General features: G+C 41.6%; 19 protein-coding genes and 1 pseudogene. 5 read left to right on the top strand and 15 right to left on the bottom strand.

Features of this window, described 5'->3' with window-relative positions:
• The first annotated feature begins 280 nt into the window (after positions 1 to 280).
• From AB6D93_RS17420 to AB6D93_RS17410, 3 genes are read left to right on the top strand one after another with little or no spacing between them, the layout of a single operon-like run.
• Entirely contained in the window at positions 281 to 1,381 is a 1,101-nt protein-coding gene (locus tag AB6D93_RS17420) for a glycosyltransferase (protein ID WP_102333319.1), read from the top strand.
• Positions 1,378 to 2,565, top strand: coding sequence for a glycosyltransferase family 2 protein (locus AB6D93_RS17415; protein ID WP_102333318.1), 1,188 nt, complete (start codon positions 1,378 to 1,380; stop codon positions 2,563 to 2,565). Before AB6D93_RS17420 ends, AB6D93_RS17415 begins: the two co-directional genes overlap by 4 nt.
• A 9-nt stretch (positions 2,566 to 2,574) precedes the next feature.
• Positions 2,575 to 3,234, top strand: a complete 660-nt coding sequence (locus AB6D93_RS17410) for a sugar transferase (RefSeq protein WP_017059580.1) — start codon at positions 2,575 to 2,577, stop codon at positions 3,232 to 3,234.
• A gap of 267 nt (positions 3,235 to 3,501) precedes the next feature.
• Here AB6D93_RS17410 and AB6D93_RS17405 read toward each other — a convergent pair whose 3' ends face one another.
• The 13 genes from AB6D93_RS17405 to artP form a co-directional block, all read right to left on the bottom strand.
• The gene (locus tag AB6D93_RS17405) at positions 3,502 to 4,017 is read right to left on the bottom strand and encodes a GNAT family N-acetyltransferase (RefSeq protein ID WP_102333317.1); all 516 of its coding nucleotides are present in this window, start codon (positions 4,015 to 4,017) and stop codon (positions 3,502 to 3,504) included.
• Positions 4,018 to 4,095: 78 nt separating this feature from the next.
• Positions 4,096 to 4,377: a hypothetical protein gene (locus AB6D93_RS17400; RefSeq protein WP_017059577.1), complete on the bottom strand. Its 282-nt coding sequence runs from the start codon at positions 4,375 to 4,377 to the stop codon at positions 4,096 to 4,098.
• 194 nt (positions 4,378 to 4,571) lie between these two features.
• Positions 4,572 to 4,976 carry a DUF1801 domain-containing protein gene (locus AB6D93_RS17395; protein WP_102320222.1) on the bottom strand — a complete coding sequence of 135 codons (405 nt, stop codon included), beginning with the start codon at positions 4,974 to 4,976 and terminating at the stop codon, positions 4,572 to 4,574.
• 104 nt (positions 4,977 to 5,080) lie between these two features.
• A complete protein-coding gene (locus AB6D93_RS17390) occupies positions 5,081 to 5,533 on the bottom strand; it encodes a hypothetical protein (RefSeq protein WP_102333316.1) in 453 nt (150 codons plus the stop codon).
• A gap of 26 nt (positions 5,534 to 5,559) precedes the next feature.
• Entirely contained in the window at positions 5,560 to 5,982 is a 423-nt protein-coding gene (locus AB6D93_RS17385) for a hypothetical protein (protein ID WP_102333315.1), read from the bottom strand.
• A gap of 198 nt (positions 5,983 to 6,180) precedes the next feature.
• A complete protein-coding gene (locus AB6D93_RS17380) occupies positions 6,181 to 6,672 on the bottom strand; it encodes an ATP-binding protein (RefSeq protein ID WP_102333314.1) in 492 nt (163 codons plus the stop codon).
• Complete coding sequence (locus AB6D93_RS17375) at positions 6,669 to 6,875, bottom strand: hypothetical protein (RefSeq protein ID WP_102333313.1); 207 nt, start codon at positions 6,873 to 6,875, stop codon at positions 6,669 to 6,671. Before AB6D93_RS17375 ends, AB6D93_RS17380 begins: the two co-directional genes overlap by 4 nt.
• Before the next feature lie 643 nt (positions 6,876 to 7,518).
• Positions 7,519 to 7,944, bottom strand: a complete 426-nt coding sequence (locus AB6D93_RS17370) for a hypothetical protein (RefSeq protein ID WP_017083679.1) — start codon at positions 7,942 to 7,944, stop codon at positions 7,519 to 7,521.
• Between the two features lie 160 nt (positions 7,945 to 8,104).
• Positions 8,105 to 8,521, bottom strand: a complete 417-nt coding sequence (locus tag AB6D93_RS17365; RefSeq protein WP_061024101.1) for a hypothetical protein — start codon at positions 8,519 to 8,521, stop codon at positions 8,105 to 8,107.
• Between the two features lie 311 nt (positions 8,522 to 8,832).
• Positions 8,833 to 9,501 carry an arginine ABC transporter permease ArtM gene (gene artM, locus AB6D93_RS17360; RefSeq protein ID WP_065681833.1) on the bottom strand — a complete coding sequence of 223 codons (669 nt, stop codon included), beginning with the start codon at positions 9,499 to 9,501 and terminating at the stop codon, positions 8,833 to 8,835.
• Positions 9,498 to 10,184, bottom strand: a complete 687-nt coding sequence (gene artQ / locus AB6D93_RS17355) for an arginine ABC transporter permease ArtQ (RefSeq protein WP_017083621.1) — start codon at positions 10,182 to 10,184, stop codon at positions 9,498 to 9,500. Before artQ ends, artM begins: the two co-directional genes overlap by 4 nt.
• A 3-nt stretch (positions 10,185 to 10,187) precedes the next feature.
• Positions 10,188 to 10,919 carry a lysine/arginine/ornithine ABC transporter substrate-binding protein gene (locus tag AB6D93_RS17350; protein WP_102333311.1) on the bottom strand — a complete coding sequence of 244 codons (732 nt, stop codon included), beginning with the start codon at positions 10,917 to 10,919 and terminating at the stop codon, positions 10,188 to 10,190.
• Positions 10,920 to 11,041: 122 nt separating this feature from the next.
• Positions 11,042 to 11,770, bottom strand: coding sequence for an arginine ABC transporter ATP-binding protein ArtP (artP, locus tag AB6D93_RS17345; protein ID WP_102333407.1), 729 nt, complete (start codon positions 11,768 to 11,770; stop codon positions 11,042 to 11,044).
• Between the two features lie 562 nt (positions 11,771 to 12,332).
• On the opposite strand from artP, the pseudogene AB6D93_RS17340 reads away from it, so the two are divergent.
• Positions 12,333 to 13,199: pseudogene (locus tag AB6D93_RS17340) on the top strand (ABC transporter transmembrane domain-containing protein); the annotation flags it as partial.
• Positions 13,200 to 13,617: 418 nt separating this feature from the next.
• On the opposite strand, the gene AB6D93_RS17335 reads toward AB6D93_RS17340, so the two are convergent.
• Positions 13,618 to 14,502 (bottom strand): hypothetical protein, encoded by an 885-nt coding sequence (locus AB6D93_RS17335; RefSeq protein WP_372050078.1) that lies wholly within the window; start codon positions 14,500 to 14,502, stop codon positions 13,618 to 13,620.
• A gap of 124 nt (positions 14,503 to 14,626) precedes the next feature.
• Positions 14,627 to 15,376 (bottom strand): hypothetical protein, encoded by a 750-nt coding sequence (locus AB6D93_RS17330; protein ID WP_372050077.1) that lies wholly within the window; start codon positions 15,374 to 15,376, stop codon positions 14,627 to 14,629.
• Positions 15,377 to 15,582: 206 nt separating this feature from the next.
• Between AB6D93_RS17330 and AB6D93_RS17325 the strand changes: the two genes are divergently transcribed.
• Positions 15,583 to 17,034, top strand: coding sequence for a P-loop NTPase fold protein (locus AB6D93_RS17325; RefSeq protein WP_372050076.1), 1,452 nt, complete (start codon positions 15,583 to 15,585; stop codon positions 17,032 to 17,034).
• Positions 17,035 to 17,406 lie beyond the last annotated feature (372 nt).

Here is a 17,406-nt window from a genome sequence, read left to right as displayed (position 1 = left end):
CGGTTGGCGTTTTGTTTATTTAGAGCCCCAGTTCTAATGCTACTTTCGATTTACCCAAGCCCTATGATTCAAACTGCCATTCAATTGTATTTTGTTTTGATTCCCATTTTGAGAAATGAAAACTGCCCTAGAATTAAATAATCTAAACAACTGAAAAATAACGGTTATTTAATTGGCACAACTCCTGCAATCTCCTTGTGTAGTTAAACGTTTTAAAGAAGTTACTTCAATAGAAACGTCAGAAAGGCGAAATAAGAATCACAAAGGCAGGGTCCAAACTATGAATACGCATTTAACGAAGCATGGCAAAATGATCATACACGTTGTTCAGCACCTTGCACCGGGTGGATTAGAAACCCTAACTCTGGATTTGCTGCGCCTTGCTAAACCAACAGACCAAGTGTTGATTGTCAGTTTAGAGGGTACTAAACAAGAGTCTATAAACAACTGGCCGAAGCTAGAGCCATACAAAAAGCAAATCGTCTTTTTGGATAAAGCACCAGGCGTACAATTCAATATCATTATTAAGCTAATTAAAGCCTTCAATGCGATTCGCCCTGATGTGGTTCATACCCATCATATTGGCCCACTGTTATACGCTGGTTATGCCGCTCGCGTAACCGGGGTTCCAACTCGAATCCATACCGAACATGACGCTTGGCATCTGAACAACAACAAACGTCGTCGATTACAAGCGCTTGCATTAAAAGCTGCTCAACCAACGTTAGTTGCCGACGCGACACGTGTTTATAACCAACTACGCACTGCTTTTTCTTATGAGAACATCATTACCATCAAAAATGGCGTTGATTGTGAGAAGTTTAAGCCGATGTCGAAAGAACACGCGAGAGCAAAACTAAACCTGCCGACAGACAAACACATCATCGGTTGTGCAGGTCGACTAGAACATGTCAAAGGCCAAGACCAACTTATTAAAGCACTGACTCTTTTACCTGCAAACATGGTTGTCGCATTGGCTGGCGGCGGTACTAAACGCAATCAACTAGAGCAACTGACTAGCCGCTTGAATCTGAGTGACCGAGTCATCTTTCTTGGCTTAGTTGAAGACATGACCACGTTTTACGGAGCGTTGGATACGTTCTGCCTACCTTCACGCCACGAAGGGCTGCCGCTTTCTACACTTGAAGCTCAAGCATGCAATATTCCAACCGTCGCAATGGACGTTGGTGCCGTCGATGAAACCTTATGTCCAGTCAGCGGCGCCCTCGTCAAAAGCGGCAGCATTGTGGGGTTAGCTAGTGCGCTATTAGAAAAGCAAAATGAACGCTTTTTGTCACCTCGTCGTTACGTACTCGAAAACTTCGACATCATCAAAATGGTTTCGTCTTACAACGATATATCAGAAGGAGCTTACGCATGATTGATTGGTTGCTTGCGGGACTTTGTTTGTTTTCAGGTGCGTTGATTGTCTATCATCACGCAGCCTACCCTTTGTTACTGCGTTGGTATGCGAAAAGCCACCCCGCACGCAATGTTGAAGAGAGTCATCGTTGCTACAAAGAGGAACAGCAAGATTGCACGTTGCCGACCATCACCGTTCTTGTTCCTGCATTTAACGAAGAACAGTGGATCGCAGACAAGATTCGTAACCTTGCTTCACTCGATTACCCAAAAAAGAAGTTGGAAGTCATTATCGCTTGCGATGGTTGCACTGATAACACAGTCGCCATTGCACAAATGACCATACAAGAAGCGATGTGCAGTGATGTTTATTTTGAGATACATGACCATCAAGTAAACCGAGGTAAAGTCGCGGTTGTTAATGATGAAGTGACACGTATAACCAGTGATATCACGGCGATGAGTGATGTTTCTGCCCTTATTTCATTGGATGCTTTGCTTATAGCTGCCGCTCATTTTGAAAGTGACAAGGTTGGAGTGGTAAACGCAACGTATCAACTTTGTCCAACAGGCAATGAAGGCGAAAACACGTATTGGCAGTACCAAACCGCGGTTAAAGAGTCTGAGGCTTCATTAGGTTCTAGCTTGGGTTCTCATGGCGCTTTCTACTTGTTTAGAACACACCTGTTTGAACTGCTTCCACTCAACACTATTAATGATGATTTCATCTTACCGATGCAAATCGTTAAACAAGGTTACATCGCCGAATACGAAACCCAAATGGTTGCATTAGAGCTAGAAGAATCGAACCTAGAAACAGACTTCAAAAGAAGACTTCGTATTTCAGCGGGCAACATGCAACAAGCGATTCGATTATTTGCCTTGTTCAGCCCGAAGTTTAAAGGCATCGCGTTTGCGTTCTTTTCAGGAAAAGGACTTCGCCTACTCACTCCCTATTTAATGATTGTGTGCTTAGTGTGCTCAATCTTACTTAGCAACTACTTGGTATTTGAAGCGCTGTTATGGGCTCAAGTTGCCGTTTATACCATTGGCGTCCTTGGTTGCATCTTGCCAAAGCGTCTAGTAAACAAACCTATTTCATTAATCTCTTATTTGATAGTTGGACACTACGCCAACTTCATTGGTGGCATTCGTTACCTAATCGGACTAGAAAACTCACCTTGGACACGAGCAAATCATTAAGGACTTATTATGATTAACATTGAACAGCTATCTACCCAAAACCTATACCAATACAAAATCTCACGTGCTAAACGTACTTTCGATTTTGTAAGCTCACTGATTGCTTTGATTTTGCTAGCGCCCGTATTTCCGTTGATTGCGATGGCGATTGCACTCACTTCTCGTGGCCCTATTTTCTACCGTCAATTGCGCGTTGGTAAATCGACACCGGAGAAAATGGAAATCTTTGAGATCATGAAATTCCGTAGCATGTACGAGGATGCAGAAACTCGCTCTGGTGCAGTTTGGGCTACCGCGAATGACCCACGAATCACGCCTGTTGGCCGCTTTTTGAGAAAGACACGTCTTGATGAACTGCCACAACTGATCAATGTACTGAAAGGTGAAATGTCTCTAATTGGCCCGCGCCCTGAACGCCCTACTTTTTACACCAAACTAGAGAACGAAATTCCTTACTTTGCCGACCGCACATACGGTGTAATGCCTGGTATTACAGGGCTTGCACAAGTAAATCAAGGTTACGACACCTGTATTGATGATGTACGTCGTAAAGTAGGTTTTGACCACAGTTATGCACTAAGCCTATGTTCGGTTAAGTCTTGGATTGCCGCTGATCTCAGCATCATCTCTAAAACAATCATCGTAATGGTAGATGGTCGAGGTCGCTAAACCAGTATGGTCTAATGTGGATACAAAGCCTGTTTTCTATAAAGCCTTAGGGGGCGATTGGAGAGTCGCTAATGAAACACAGAGTGCCGAATTAGCCCACGTTAACTAGACTCGCTGCTCTCGGTTCTCAGTTGAATGGTGTAATAAGGTTTCTTCCCTATCAATTGACGTAAACATTGGCAATGAATGTATAACGCAGATGTGGCTTGAGTTAGGGATTAGAAATTAAGAGCTGAGAGCTCAGAATTAAGAATTATGAATTAAGAATTAAGAATTAAGACGAGAAAGCTTATATTCATAGAAAACCACGGCACTTTCGTCAGAGGCTTGCTCAACAAAACCTAGCTTATTAAGTAAGTGTGTAGAGGCTATGTTTGAACGGTCGACACCGCCAATCAGTGTGGACCATGACTCGGTTTTTGCGACTTCTGTGATGAAACTCTGCAATAACTCACTCGCGAAACCCTTGCCCCAGCATTCTTCTGCAAGCAAGTAGCCAATATGAGCATCACTTTCGTCTTCTACATAAGCGAACAGAAAACCAATTAATTGATTATCGTTGGATTTCACTTGAAGTAAGCGGCTCTCCGACAACATTCGGTCGAGCCAAATTTCAGCCAGCTCACCTGACACAATACCATGAAAGTATGGTGGAAGGTTTTCAACGACTGACGGGATTAGAATGCCAGGTACTCGCTCAAGCAGAGCCGAACGTTCAGGAACAGTAAGTTCACCTGCGACTTCTTCTACTTTTAGTCTTTGAGTTTCAAACGAGATCGCCATGTGTCCTGCCCAATTTGATAAAAATGTGGATTATACACCTGAGTTCTCGTGTTGGCTTCGTTTCCAGGCTAAAGCAAACTAAAGAACAGCCACGCCTTCAACTTCAATCACTGAGTTAACATTTGCTCGCTCGATTATCTTGAGTAACGTCGTTTGAACTAACTCATTATCTCGGATTTCGGTTTCACAAGAAAAACGCTCTTCTTGAACACCATCGCCCTCACCCAGCATAAATTGAACCGCGACTTCCGTTGCGAGATCTTTGGTCGTCCCGTAATACGCTAACGTGATTTTTGGGTATCCGTGGTCGCCTTTTTTAACCTGCTTTGCGATACGTTTTTTGGCTTTATCTAAATTCATACAACTTCCTTTTAAGTTTGAAATACAAGGTGACTAGAACACCTTTTTAAACGGTAAGCAATACAATCAGCGTTGGTTATAGAGATTCCCTAGCCTCTTGATACTAATCAAGATGGTACAGTCTTAGCACTTTAAAGAGTGATAGCTAGAACACAGAAAACCTGTTTAAGAAATATAATGACAACACATAAGAATTACGCGCCAAGAAGCGGTAGATGTTTTCGTTGTTGATAAGTTAAGGCTAACTCTAAGCACTGCTTGATTGGTGCTTTGGGAAGTGGTTCAGTTAGGTTCAAGACGATTGCCCGATTACCTTGAAATACCAATGTGCCATCGTGCAATTCTCTGAATGTGTCGACTAGCTTCGTTTGACAGTTAAAGAACAAGTAATAGTTGTTTGGTGACTTCAATTTCCAGTCGATTCGAATTGGGCTGCCCGTCTTAACGCTGTAACTCGGCTCGCCCCATTTCAGAGACTCTTCGACTTCAGCTAGTTCCAAATCAGAGCAAAGCTCAAAGATTAATGAACGCAACTCTTCAAGCCGAGCTCGAACATCATCGGGATACTCGTCGAAATGTGTTTTGATTGCTTGGTCCATTGAACCTCCGATCCACTTGTTGAGATATTAAAATGCAGCTCACTTAAAGCATACAGCCTTAAAAATTAGTCCAACTCAAAACGAAAAGTGCCAAGCCTCGTAAATCACTTTTGCGTTATCTGTTCGTTAGCGGTTTTCAACGCCAGCTTTAAACCGTCCGTATCCTTACAACCAATGTAAACATGCTTTCCATTGCTTAGGCTTAACTTAAGCGCTGAACCTATCGATGCATTATACAACCAACCATCGCTCAGCATTCGGATACCAATACCTTGATACCACTTGCTTTGATAAAACGATGTCTCTGTAATGTCTGACACTTCTACATTCTTACGCCAAAAACCAAAGCCGAAATACCAGCTTAGTACATTGTCTTTAACCTCAATTGTCATGGAGAAAAAGAGCAAAGCAATTAAACCATTGATGGCGTGAGCGATTAATGTCCCAGGGTTATTATCCGAGGTAACGACAATGAAAGCACTTATCGCAACAAGGATGAGCAGCAATCCCTTGTTGGATTCCTTACTATAAAACACAGTGGCAACTCCTATAGACAACGAACAATCAACTAACTAGCCAACAGTTATCTTACTGCAGCCTTTCTAAAAAATCGTAGCAAGTAATGCAGGCATACTCCCACAACCAAACCAAGTAGCATCGCCTTGATACTACCAACCCAAAGTATCAAACCAGAATAACCTTGTCCCGGACCTAAGCCTTGTTTATTAATCACATCGACAAACATAAAACCGTTCCACAGCACATGCAGTGAGGCTGTAAATCCATGCACACAAATTGCGATGGTTCCAAGTAACTTGTACTTGTTAATAACTGGTGCGCCACAAAAAATGACAACAAGCGCAAATGTAAAAATCAGAGGGCCAGACAGTACTAAAGTGAGTGTAATTACTTCAACGTGGCTCTCTATGCCATAACTGTATGTACAAAATACCATTGTCATTGAAAACAAAAGCGAAATGAGTGCGAACCATAGCGTTCTATTCATTGGGGTTCCCTGCCTTAATAGTGGGTTTAGGACAAATTCGATAATCGACAGGAAGAACTAATTACCAAAAATACGGCATGAGAAATGCCCTTGTTACTCTACTATTCGATGGACGACTCAGACTTTCATAAACCCAATGTAACGGAAGACTTAGAACACAAGCTAGATAACAAAAACACCTCTCACCTGCGCGCCTAACTACATACCTTTTTGAGCTTCCTGTTGAACCCAAACAACATTTTCGTTTGAAGTTGGAACCTCAAACCAAGACCAAAACAGATCTAACATTTCAGGTGTCATTTCATAAGACCTACCATTCAGTTCCGAGTTACGGCTGAATGCTCTCTCCTTGCAAGTCTCAAACGGAACATCAAGATAGTGAACTTCGCTGTCCACACCTAGGTTTGATGCCCAGCTTGTAAAAGAATCCCGATCAGACTCACGCCAAAAACCAAAGTCAAAAATCACAGGGACACCCAAAGAAAAGAGCTGCATTGCAGAGTCCTTGAATAAACCTTGTAACGTAGCCAGCCGGCTATCAAAAACCTCACGCTCCATATGCTCGCCATACAAAGGAATCATCCACTCATCGATTGAGAAACGAAAGGCGCCATGCTTTTCTGCAAGCGCTTTCGAGTAAGTCGTCTTACCCGAACCGATAAAGCCACATACGAAATAGATTTTAGTCATGATTCCCCTTTAGCCTCCCTGTTACGCATGATTCTTTCTATTAGAAGTGTACCAATGCTGCTCACTACAAACGTAAAAGCAAACGCCACAATTGGCCGATAGAAATCAAACGTACCATCCGTCATAAAAAAGTACTGATGAATTGCGACACCAAAGCCAATCCCTAATGCCAGCTTCAAGTTCTTGAAAATTCCTTTTTTCATGTTCATTCCCTCGTAGAAAGCAAAACAATGTATAGGTGTGAGTGACGTTACGAACAGATCTTAAATCATTGCGACGTAAACACTGAAATTGAAGTAAGCCGAAAATAACGCCGTTGAGCATCCGTTTTCAGTGCTATGTCAGGCTAATTTTTCCTGACGTTCTTGAGTGCATGTTTGACCTTGTCGTAAATAAAACTAAGAAGTGCACCGACAAAGACAAATAAACCAAGGTCAATCAGAGCAAGTTTAAGACTGAACGGGTCTGAAAACAGGTTATAGGTGAATCCCATTTGCAAACCAATAAATTTAGTTAAAAAAACTGTAGGTATGATCAGAAGTATATTCACGTATTACCTGAAAAATTGACTAAAGAAGTAGAGTTCTAAAGCACATACTACTTTTGCTCATTTCTCAGGCAAGGAAATAGGTCTCGATTTACCCTGAAACGGGGATGCAATATGAATTTCAACACGATGAGTGGTGCGCCCTGTTCAAGGCGGAGTAACGCAATGCCGAAGCAGCCTTATACTTCTTAAATGGCTAATACAAAGGCATAGTTAAAATGCCGTGTGTTGTGAATCACTCTTGAACAGCTCGGATGGATAATAAGCACTCCAATCTAGTAAGATGAGACCAAGACTTGCTATACGTTACTTCCAAGCTCAGAATTTGGCCTCAACTTATTGCTAAAAACGAACAGACAACTAACCAAAATGCCTATCTCGAAAAGCTGACATAGAAAAGATGCTGTCTTAAACACCAGACCAGATTCCATCCAGGGCATCGCTATTTCGATTAGCGCAGCGGCAAAAACCAAAGTATACCCAACCCATTGATGCCATTTACCTAACATTGGCGAGAAATGATAGAAAGCTAACAAATAGAGCACCGAAAAAAAAGGCATTATAAACCAAGTAAAATACTCAAGAATTTCAACTAACGAGCGACCACCTTCGCCCAAAGTCGCCATTAGAATCGGGATAATAAAATTGAGTATCATGTAAAGAAACGGATAGATAAGAATACCCAAGGCAAGATACCGAACTGACTTTTTAACTCTAGTTTCCACTTGTACTACCTTCTCAAGTTGGAGTAGCGCATGACGCTTAACTCCCAATTAAGGTGTGAACAACGCTAACACCTTACCTAAAGCATTATGCCATAAACACTAAACTGGCTTGAAGTGAAAGCGCCAAGCGTTGTGAATCACTATTAAATTTATTGTTAGTTCACTCTGTCAGAAAATGCTCCACTAAATGTTCTGAAAACTGGTACTTCTTAACGTTTTTACCAAACTCGGTGACCTCAATAATAAGACCATGTGACTCTAAGATTTTAATTTGCTGCTCTAGATTTTCATGCTCCTCAAGATAGTATGCGAGAAACTTACCAGCATGTACGAAACTCCAAGAACGACTTAAGAGGAAAAATTCTCTATGAAATTTGAAATCAGGATTCTTTAGATCTAGCCTCATTTCCTTCAGTAAAGGCTCATGTTTAGCCCATAGAGACTTGTAGAAAGACTTGATTTCTTTTTTCTGCTCTTTCGCTTTCCGTTGGTCTGTGTACTTATTTCCAAAATATGTACCAGCAGCACCAGTTGCCGTCCCTACGAGAAAACCAACCGCCAAACTAAAATAGTCCATTTATACTCCTGTGAACTAACAGCTATTAGACCGAAAAATTCTGCATTTAAATACAGAATCAGTCTATCTAGTTTCATATGCACAGCAATTTACCACGATTAATCACAGTATTTCAGTGACTTAAAACATAGATAGACTCATTGAATGACAAAATGCAGAATATTTCTATATAGTATGATTTTAGCGGATACCCTCCCGAACTGTATGCAATCACTGTACCTCTACGCATACCCCAAACACAAAAAAGCCTGCCATCTATGCGAACATAAATGGCAGGCTTTATACGTTAGTTAAGCTTTTGAGTGGCTAGCTTATGCGGCTTCGAATGCCAGGGCTTTCTTCTCTACTTGGCGGAAGATCAGCGTTAATACACCGTTTACTGCTAAGTAGAATGCGCCGGCAATACCGAACACAGTAAGTGTGTCGTAGGTTTGGCCGTTGATACGTTGAGCGTAGCCCATTAAATCCATGATGGTGATGGTGCTTGCCAGTGACGTACCTTTGAAGACTAGAATCACTTCGTTCGAGTAAGCTGGAACGGCACGGCGTAGAGCGTATGGCAGTAACACTTTAAGCGTTGCGACTTTGTCCATGCCAAGTGCGCGACACGCTTCCCACTGCCCTGCTGGAATGGCGTTGAATGCGCCTCTGAACAGTAGCGTGCTGTATGCCGCGGTGTTCAAAGCTAATGCTAACATTGCACAGAACCAAGGTTGGCTTAACCAAGTCCACATGAAGCTTTCACGAATCCAATCGAACTGACCCGGGCCGTAATACACCAAGAAGATCTGCACCAACAATGGTGTGCCAGTGAACAGCGTGATGATGCCACGTGTTAACCAGTGAATCGCCGGTATTCTTAGGATTAGCGTTACCGTCATCAGCAGTGACAAGATACAACCAACCAGCAATGAAGCGCCTGTGAGTTGAAGACTGGTCGCTAAGCCCTCAAGCATTTGAGAGAGGTATTGTTGATTCATGCCATTGCCCCTTTGTTACCCAAACCTTGAATAGAGAACTTACCATCAATCACTTTTACCAATCTTTGTGTGATTAAAGTGATGACCAAGTAGATTGCTGCTGCTGTCGCGTACCAAGTAAATGCTTCGTGCGTTGCAGCGGATGTTAGTTGTGCTTGTTTCAGCAAATCCGTTACGCCAATCAGCGATACTAATGCAGTGTCTTTTAGTAACACTAACCACTGGTTGGTTAACCCTGGTAGCGCGTGTCTTACCGCTTGAGGTAAAACTATACGAAAGAATGAACGTGATTGAGAAATACCAAGCGCGCTTGCTGCTTCTCTCTGCCCTTTGCTTACTGCTTTCAAAGCACCACGGATGGTTTGCGAAGCGTAAGAAGCAAAGATAAGTGACAGTGCAACAACACCAGATAAGAACGGGCTCACTTCTATGAAGTCGCCAGTGATCATGAACAGAACTTGTGTCGAACCAAAGTAGATAAACAGTACGACCAGAATTTCTGGTAAACCACGAACAATCGTCACAAATGCAGTCGTTGGCCATTTGATTGCAATACGACGAGACATCTCACCACTTGCAAACAAAACTGCTAGAACCAATCCAACCAATAGACTTACGAATGCAAGCTGAACAGTCATCCAGCTTGCTTCGACGAGCCCTAAAGAGTAACCCGTTAATTCCATAAATTACTTACCGAAGTACTTGTTGAAGATCTTGTCGTATTCGCCGTTCGCTTTCACTGCAGCAAGTGCAACGTTAAGCTGGTCTACAAGTTCTTGGTTGCTCTTGTTTACTGCGATACCAAAGCCGTTACCGAAGTACTCTTGGTTTGTTACTTGGTCGCCAACGTACGTTAGGTTGTCTTCTTTCTTGAACCATTCTGCTACAACGGCTGTGTCACCGAATACAGAATCGATACGACCGTTTTTCATGTCGATGAATGCATCTTGGTAGCTTGAGTAAGGTACCGCTGTTACGCCAGTCATTTGCTCAAGTAGGAAGCTCTGGTGAGTAGAACCGTTTTGAACACCAACACGCTTACCTTCCAGTGCCACTTGGTCTGCTACTTTGCCTTCGAAAGAGATGAATGCTGCAGAGTTGTCGTAATATGCGTTAGAGAAGTTCACCTGTTTAAGACGCGCTTCTGTGATGTCCATTGCCGAGATAGCCGCATCGTAACGTTTGAATTTAAGTGCAGGGATCAAGCTATCGAATGCTTGGTTGTGGAAAGTACACGTTGCTTTCAGCTCTTCACAAAGTGCGTTTGCTAAGTCTACGTCAAAACCTTGAATTTGGTTGTTCTCATCCATGTATTCGAATGGTGCGTACGTTGCTTCCATTGCGAATTTGATTTCTTCTTGCGCCGCTGCGTTGAAAGAAGCAAGGCCGATAAGTGAAGCTAGTAGAATCTTTTTCATTTTGTTACTCCGAATACTGTTTGATAGCGGCCTGTGGCCATTCTTATAATTTGATTGTTTTGATCGATGTTGTGTTTAGCTAAATCTAGTGAGTTACGTGAGTCTTATGCGTTAACTCAGATTTAATGAGTCAAATACTCGGCAAACTCAGGTGTCTGCGGATTAACGAATGAATCGCTGGTGCCGTGTTCAACGATGTACCCTTTCTCTAGGTACAGAACGTGGCTAGCAATCTTCTTCGCGAAATCGACTTCGTGCGTTACGACCACTTGGGTAATGCCCGTTCCGCTCAATTCTTTAATAATACTCACGACTTGGTTGGTGATCTCAGGATCAAGCGCCGCTGTTGGCTCATCAAACAACAACACATCCGGTTTCATCATCAGCGCACGTGCAATCGCAACACGCTGTTGTTGACCGCCAGACAGTTGAAGTGGCCAAGCGTCAGCTTTGTCTTCAAGTTGAAGTGTCTTTAGTACTCCTTGAGCTTGCTTGATCGCTTCTTGCTTATCTAAACCCGCAACTTTGGTTGGTGCTTCAATCAAGTTTTCCATCACCGTCATGTGTGGCCATAAGTTATATTGCTGGAACACCATGCCGACTTTACGACGAAGTTTAAGCCCTTGCTTTTCTTGGATCTGACCAGCAAAGTCGAATTGCTCGTTAGCAATGTCTAATTCGCCGTTGTCCGCGATTTCTAGCAGGTTCAAAACACGCAGTAGTGAACTCTTGCCAGCGCCGCTTGGGCCAAGCAATACCAAGGTTTCGCCACTCTCACAGTCGAAACTGATGTCGTGAAGAACTTGGGTATCACCGTATGATTTGTTGATGCTCTTTACTTGAATACTCATGCCACAATACTGCATTAATTGTCATTTGTTGGTTATTCTATTCAATCCGAGGTTTTATGCAAGAAAAATGTATAAAAAACTACTTTGTTGAATTTTTGTAACACATATTGCACAAAAAACAGTCGCTATAACTGGTCTTACAACCAAAGGCTGCAAGCCATTGATAAGGTTAGTATCGAGATAAAAAGCAAACGTTTTTCTATCAATTTATAAATCATAACTCGATTACTAGTTTATGAACGCACTCCCCTATTAACGCTAATTTACTTGCATAAAAATTAGGGTTAAAACCCCTACTTTCCTATCGAACTGACTGGATCAGAATGCTTAGTTTTCCTTTAATGTCGTTTTGAGCTATGCAGTTGGTTATGATGAAATATTGGAAATTGAGTTTCCTAGGGAGCGTCACAGCGCAATAAATGCTTTAATGGGTTCTATTCTCAACAACAATTACTGCCCAGCGAACAACGCGCAGTACAGGCAATAAGTCATAAGCAATTAGTCATAAGCAACAAGCAACAAGCCATCTATTTTTAAAGCGACAACACATTAAGGCAGTCATATGCAAAACGATGTCTCTTCTACGCTCGACTCAACTCAGCGATCGACTCAAAAAGCGCCAGACCCCAAACCTGAGAAGAAAAGCCTCAGTATTTTGTTTGAGCTGAGTAAATTCATTCAGCCTTATAAAGGTCGTGTTATTGCTGCTTTGATCGCGTTGATCTTCACGGCGAGCTTACCCCTTTCAGTCGGACACGGTATTCGCCTTCTTATCGACCAAGGTTTTAGCCAACAATCACTCTCAGATTTAGGCAGCGCGATTCAATTCATCATGGTCGTGGTCGTGTTGATCTCGATTGGTACTTTCTTCCGCTTCTATTTGGTTTCTTCTGTTGGGGAACGCGTGAGTGCGGACATTCGCTTATCGGTTTTCAATCATGTCGTGACACTGCATCCGAGTTACTTCGAAACTAATGGCAGTGGCGACATCATGTCGCGTATCACAACGGATACCACTCTGCTTCAAAGCATCATAGGTTCATCGTTCTCTATGGCGATGCGGAGCGCGTTGATGTGTATTGGTGCGATCATCATGCTATTCGCGACCAATATTAAGCTGACCTTGATTGTATTGGCCTCGGTGCCATTTATCTTGATTCCAATCCTTGTCTACGGGCGTCGTGTCAGAGCCCTATCTCGTCAAAGCCAAGATTCGATGTCTGATGTCGGGTCTTATGCCGGTGAGGCGATTGAGCATATTAAAACGGTTCAAAGCTACAGCCGAGAAGAGCAAGAGAAAGCGTCATTCGCGGTAGAAGTGGAAAAGGCTTATGAGATTGGTCGCCAGCGTGTAAAACAGCGCGCGATTCTTATCTCTGGTGTGATTGTTATCGTGTTCAGCGCAATATCAGGGATGCTGTGGGTTGGTGCCTACCTTCATAAGGTATTGCATTACTTTCTATTACACACCGCTAAGAATCAGGCTTGTGAGCTAGGTAATAAAAATGGCCCTTTTCGCACGGAATTATGGTTTGGATAAACCCTGTACTGCAACAAAATATTACCTTATACAACCTTATCTGCCACCGTTATTTAGTTACAAAACACCAATTGTTTAAGGAAGACTAAGATGACGGACAGTAAATATATCAAGAGGTGTAGTAACGGGAGCAAGGGTTATTGCCTAAATCATTTCTGGCGGGCGGACGACTCTTGTTATCAAGTGCCGTCTCCCTAAGAGCCTAGTGTGCAATGAAAATTGAGCCTAAATTAACCACTTAACACGCTAAACCAAAAGAAATCTAGAATGCCGAATGTAGCAAATCGTGTTGATGCATTTGTTATATTTAATCTTCGACTGTGCAGTTAAAACAAGTGTCCTCTATCAGATACCCACCGCAGTCATCACATGGAACCATGTCTGTTTTAATTGATTCCATACAGTCGGCACATCGATACCAAAGACACATACCAGCTCCCAGCTTTTCATCATAAATTACCGAAGGAGCTGAACACTCAGGACAGTCATAAAACTCTGACATATCAATATTAGTACGTTCAAAACCACATGTCGTGCAATAGCAAGCAATTGGAAATGACTCGCCATCGTAGATTACGAAGAGTGAATAGTTCTCGCAGTGACAGCAACCACCTTTTGTAAATTCATCTCTCTTGTTAACGTTTAAGAATGATTCTTCTACATCTGTTGCTTGTTCATCAAAGTTTATTCTATTGATCCCTTCGACAAATGTATCCAATGCAGCTTTCTCGCCCGCTATTTTCATAGCTGGTTTTATAACCATTAGATAGAGCTTAAGTAATGATGCTTTCAAGTCATTTGGGGTAGTTTCAAACGCAAAGTGCTGAATTTTATTGCGCTCTTTAGCTAAATCTTGAATAACTTTCAGATTCGCTCTTTGAAATTGTTCCGGATAATGTTTTTTTAGTTCTTGGCAAATGCCATTAATATCATTGGATTTGCAGTCGAATAACTCCTCTATGGTTGGCTGAAGTGGTGATTTACAATTACGGAACAATGAGTTTTTATCAAAAATAATTATTGGGTCTATCTGTACTAAGATTTCTTTAAGAATTAACTCTGCACCTTGAAAAAGTGAAAGAAGAGCCTTTTTATAGTGACTTGGGCTTTGTTTCTGCTCTGCATAGTCAAGGTAATCCATACCAGACTTGATGGAATCTAATGAATTTTCTATCAATGTAAACTTAATCATTATTTACTCTTTGCTTACTTTTTAAATATAACTCTGGGCATAAGGTGCGCCACTATGAACTTACCAAGCACACCAGACTCCATACCAAAAATGCCGAGTGTCCAGCGTCACCTTGATGCCATTGTTATGTACGTTTTCTATACTCAGTTGCAATTGCTTCAACGTACGCTTGAAATGCTTCAATCACAAAATTTAAGCATCCCGCCTCAAATATCACATACTGACCACATCTTCGCTCGCTTCCATCAACATACTTTTTCACTTTTCCATTCTCATCCATAGCGACTAACCCATCATGGTGAAACAGAGTTGGGTGGCTTTCAATTAATCCGTCTATTTCAGCAATCGGATTACCACTATTCTTGTATGCCTTCCCATCATGGTGAATACATTGATTTCTTAATTTTCTAAGTACATCAATTAGCTGCTGTTCTGGCTTATTCTTCAACTGAGGAAAATGACGATTTACAAAGTTATTTACTTTTACCAAACCTAAGCCCGGGTACTTATCAAATGACTTCCCACCAAGCTTTTTCTTTTGGTAACGACTGCACAAGGTTTGAAGCTCAACCTCGTAAGTACTGTAAATAGTTTGAAATGCAGAGCGTCGGTGCAGACTTGGAAAGTACTCTTTAAAGATCTCGTCCAACATCACTTCTGCATCAGAAAGTCCTTGATAATGCTCTACATAACTATAGATCCCTTCTTCAGCACTTAGCTCTATTTCGTGTGTCTCAGGCCCATTCTCTATGAACTTTCTAATTTCCTCTTCGATTACCTCTTCGGTCTGCAACACAAATGAAGACATTAGGTTATCCGTAAATTGAAGAGGTGAAACATGGGGGATGTGTAGTAAATCTGCTACAAGTGCCATTAATTACTCCTAAATGACAATAAAATTTTCAGCTTGTACAAGTAGCCGCATTAAGGTGTGAGCAGCGTTTGGCTATACTTGAGCGAAGCGAAACTGCCAAGCGTTGCGAATCACTCTTAAATGCTTTGTATGTGTATAAACTCAGTGCAACTATACTAAACCGATTTTTAAGGTACAATAGCCTTTATTTTAGGCGGACTAAAGCATTGAGTATATTAGATAAAGCAAAATACGAGCATTGGGGCACTACGCACAATTTTGCAAACTGCAAACTGAACCGAAAGGAATATGGTGAGTTTTTAAGCAGTTATTTGGTTGGCGAGACCAATGGATTCGTTCTTAATTTAAATGGAGCTTGGGGAGCAGGTAAAACCGAATTTCTTAAGCGCATTTATACTCACCTGCTTCAGGAGCGCCACCCAGTTATATATATTGATGCTTGGGAAAGCGATTTCTCGAAAGAGCCTTTAACTGTTATTACTAGCGAGTTACTAACCCAATTAGAATCCTTTAATAACGGTATTGGTAGTCAAGAAAACACTAAGCGCCTAAAGCAGTTTCTAAGCAAAGCTATAAAAGCCACAGCTGTTGGTGTAGTCGGCTACGCTTCAAAGAAATATTTGGATGACTCAACAATTGGCTCGAATGCCATGATGAAGTATTTTGATGAAAGCCCAGCCGATTTTATGAAGCAGCTAACATCTGAGTATTCGCAACAAATTGAAGCTATTCAAAAAATCAGAGAATGTTTGTCTCAACTAGCAGAGGTGCTGAAGTCAACTTATGGAGCGGAAATCCCTGTTGTTGTACTGGTAGATGAGCTAGACCGATGCCGACCTACTTATGCAATTGAAATGCTCGAAGTCATTAAGCATTTTTTCAAAACAGACAACTTCGTTTTCCTTATTGCGACCGATACAGATCAATTATCACACTCAATTAATGCAGTGTACGGGTATAACTTTGATTCAAAGCAGTACCTCAAAAAGTTTTTTGATCGAAAAGCAACACTGCCTTCACCTGACATTGAAGCATACCTGAATGCAGTTGGGATAAACTATGAGCAATATAGTCGCCTACGACTATTCCCTATTATGTTTAACGGCAGATTAGAGGATTCAATTAACAAAATTGTTAGCTTGCTTGCCGTTGGCTACGACTTGCACATTCGGGATATTGACCAGTTGATGAACAAGTTTCAATCTTGTTTACGTTCCGCCATGAATACGTTGGAACGAACTGGTAATTCGCAATACATAAACTTTCCTGCTTTGCTCATCGGTTTGATTGAGCACGAAAAATCGCAAGACATATATAACAAGCGTACCCAACGCTATTCCCCTGAGCCTACGTTATTGGGAATGAACTATGAAATTTCAGAAGATTTCACTCTTTTGGATCTAATTAAGCAATCTATGAACAATATCATCTATACAAGGCATGTTGGACAAGATCAATGGGGAGAGCCTATAACAACTTACAGGTTACCTAGCCGCTCAGCATACCGTGATGAATTGCAGTCGAGTATTAGTGAAGAGTATCAATCATTTATACTTGAGACCATTAACAATATGGATAATGGTAACAGACAACAATGCAAGTATTGGAACTGGGATGATATGAAGAAAGTAATTGAGTTAGCTGGCACTCTCGAGTAGTAAAAAAGTGGCGACATTGTGTAACAAAGCAGTGTCGCTGATGTTCTGGACAATACACATAACATTTTAATATCGTGCCAGCGCGAATTGATGTATTAAGCACACCTCAAAAACCATACCTAACGAACTGAAAAGTATACATATAATTCAGTTTAGATCTAATTTTTAGTTGAAAAGCGTGCAAGCACACATTGTTTCCGATTCAAGGCACGTTATCAATCCAAATCTTCTCTTTTTCTCAATTATTCAATGACTTATAAATATCCGAACACCATATTCGTGCGTAACTGTGATTGAAGGTCAGTCTATTGTGGATTCATAGACAGGATCTTAAGAGCTAACTTGTTTATTTAGATAGAAAAAAGGCTTCAT

It is taken from the genome of Vibrio sp. 10N.247.310.23, assembly GCF_041467155.1.
GTDB lineage: Bacteria > Pseudomonadota > Gammaproteobacteria > Enterobacterales > Vibrionaceae > Vibrio > Vibrio crassostreae_C.
Note: the sequence above shows the minus strand (reverse complement) of the source record. Positions and strands in the feature narration are given on the sequence as shown.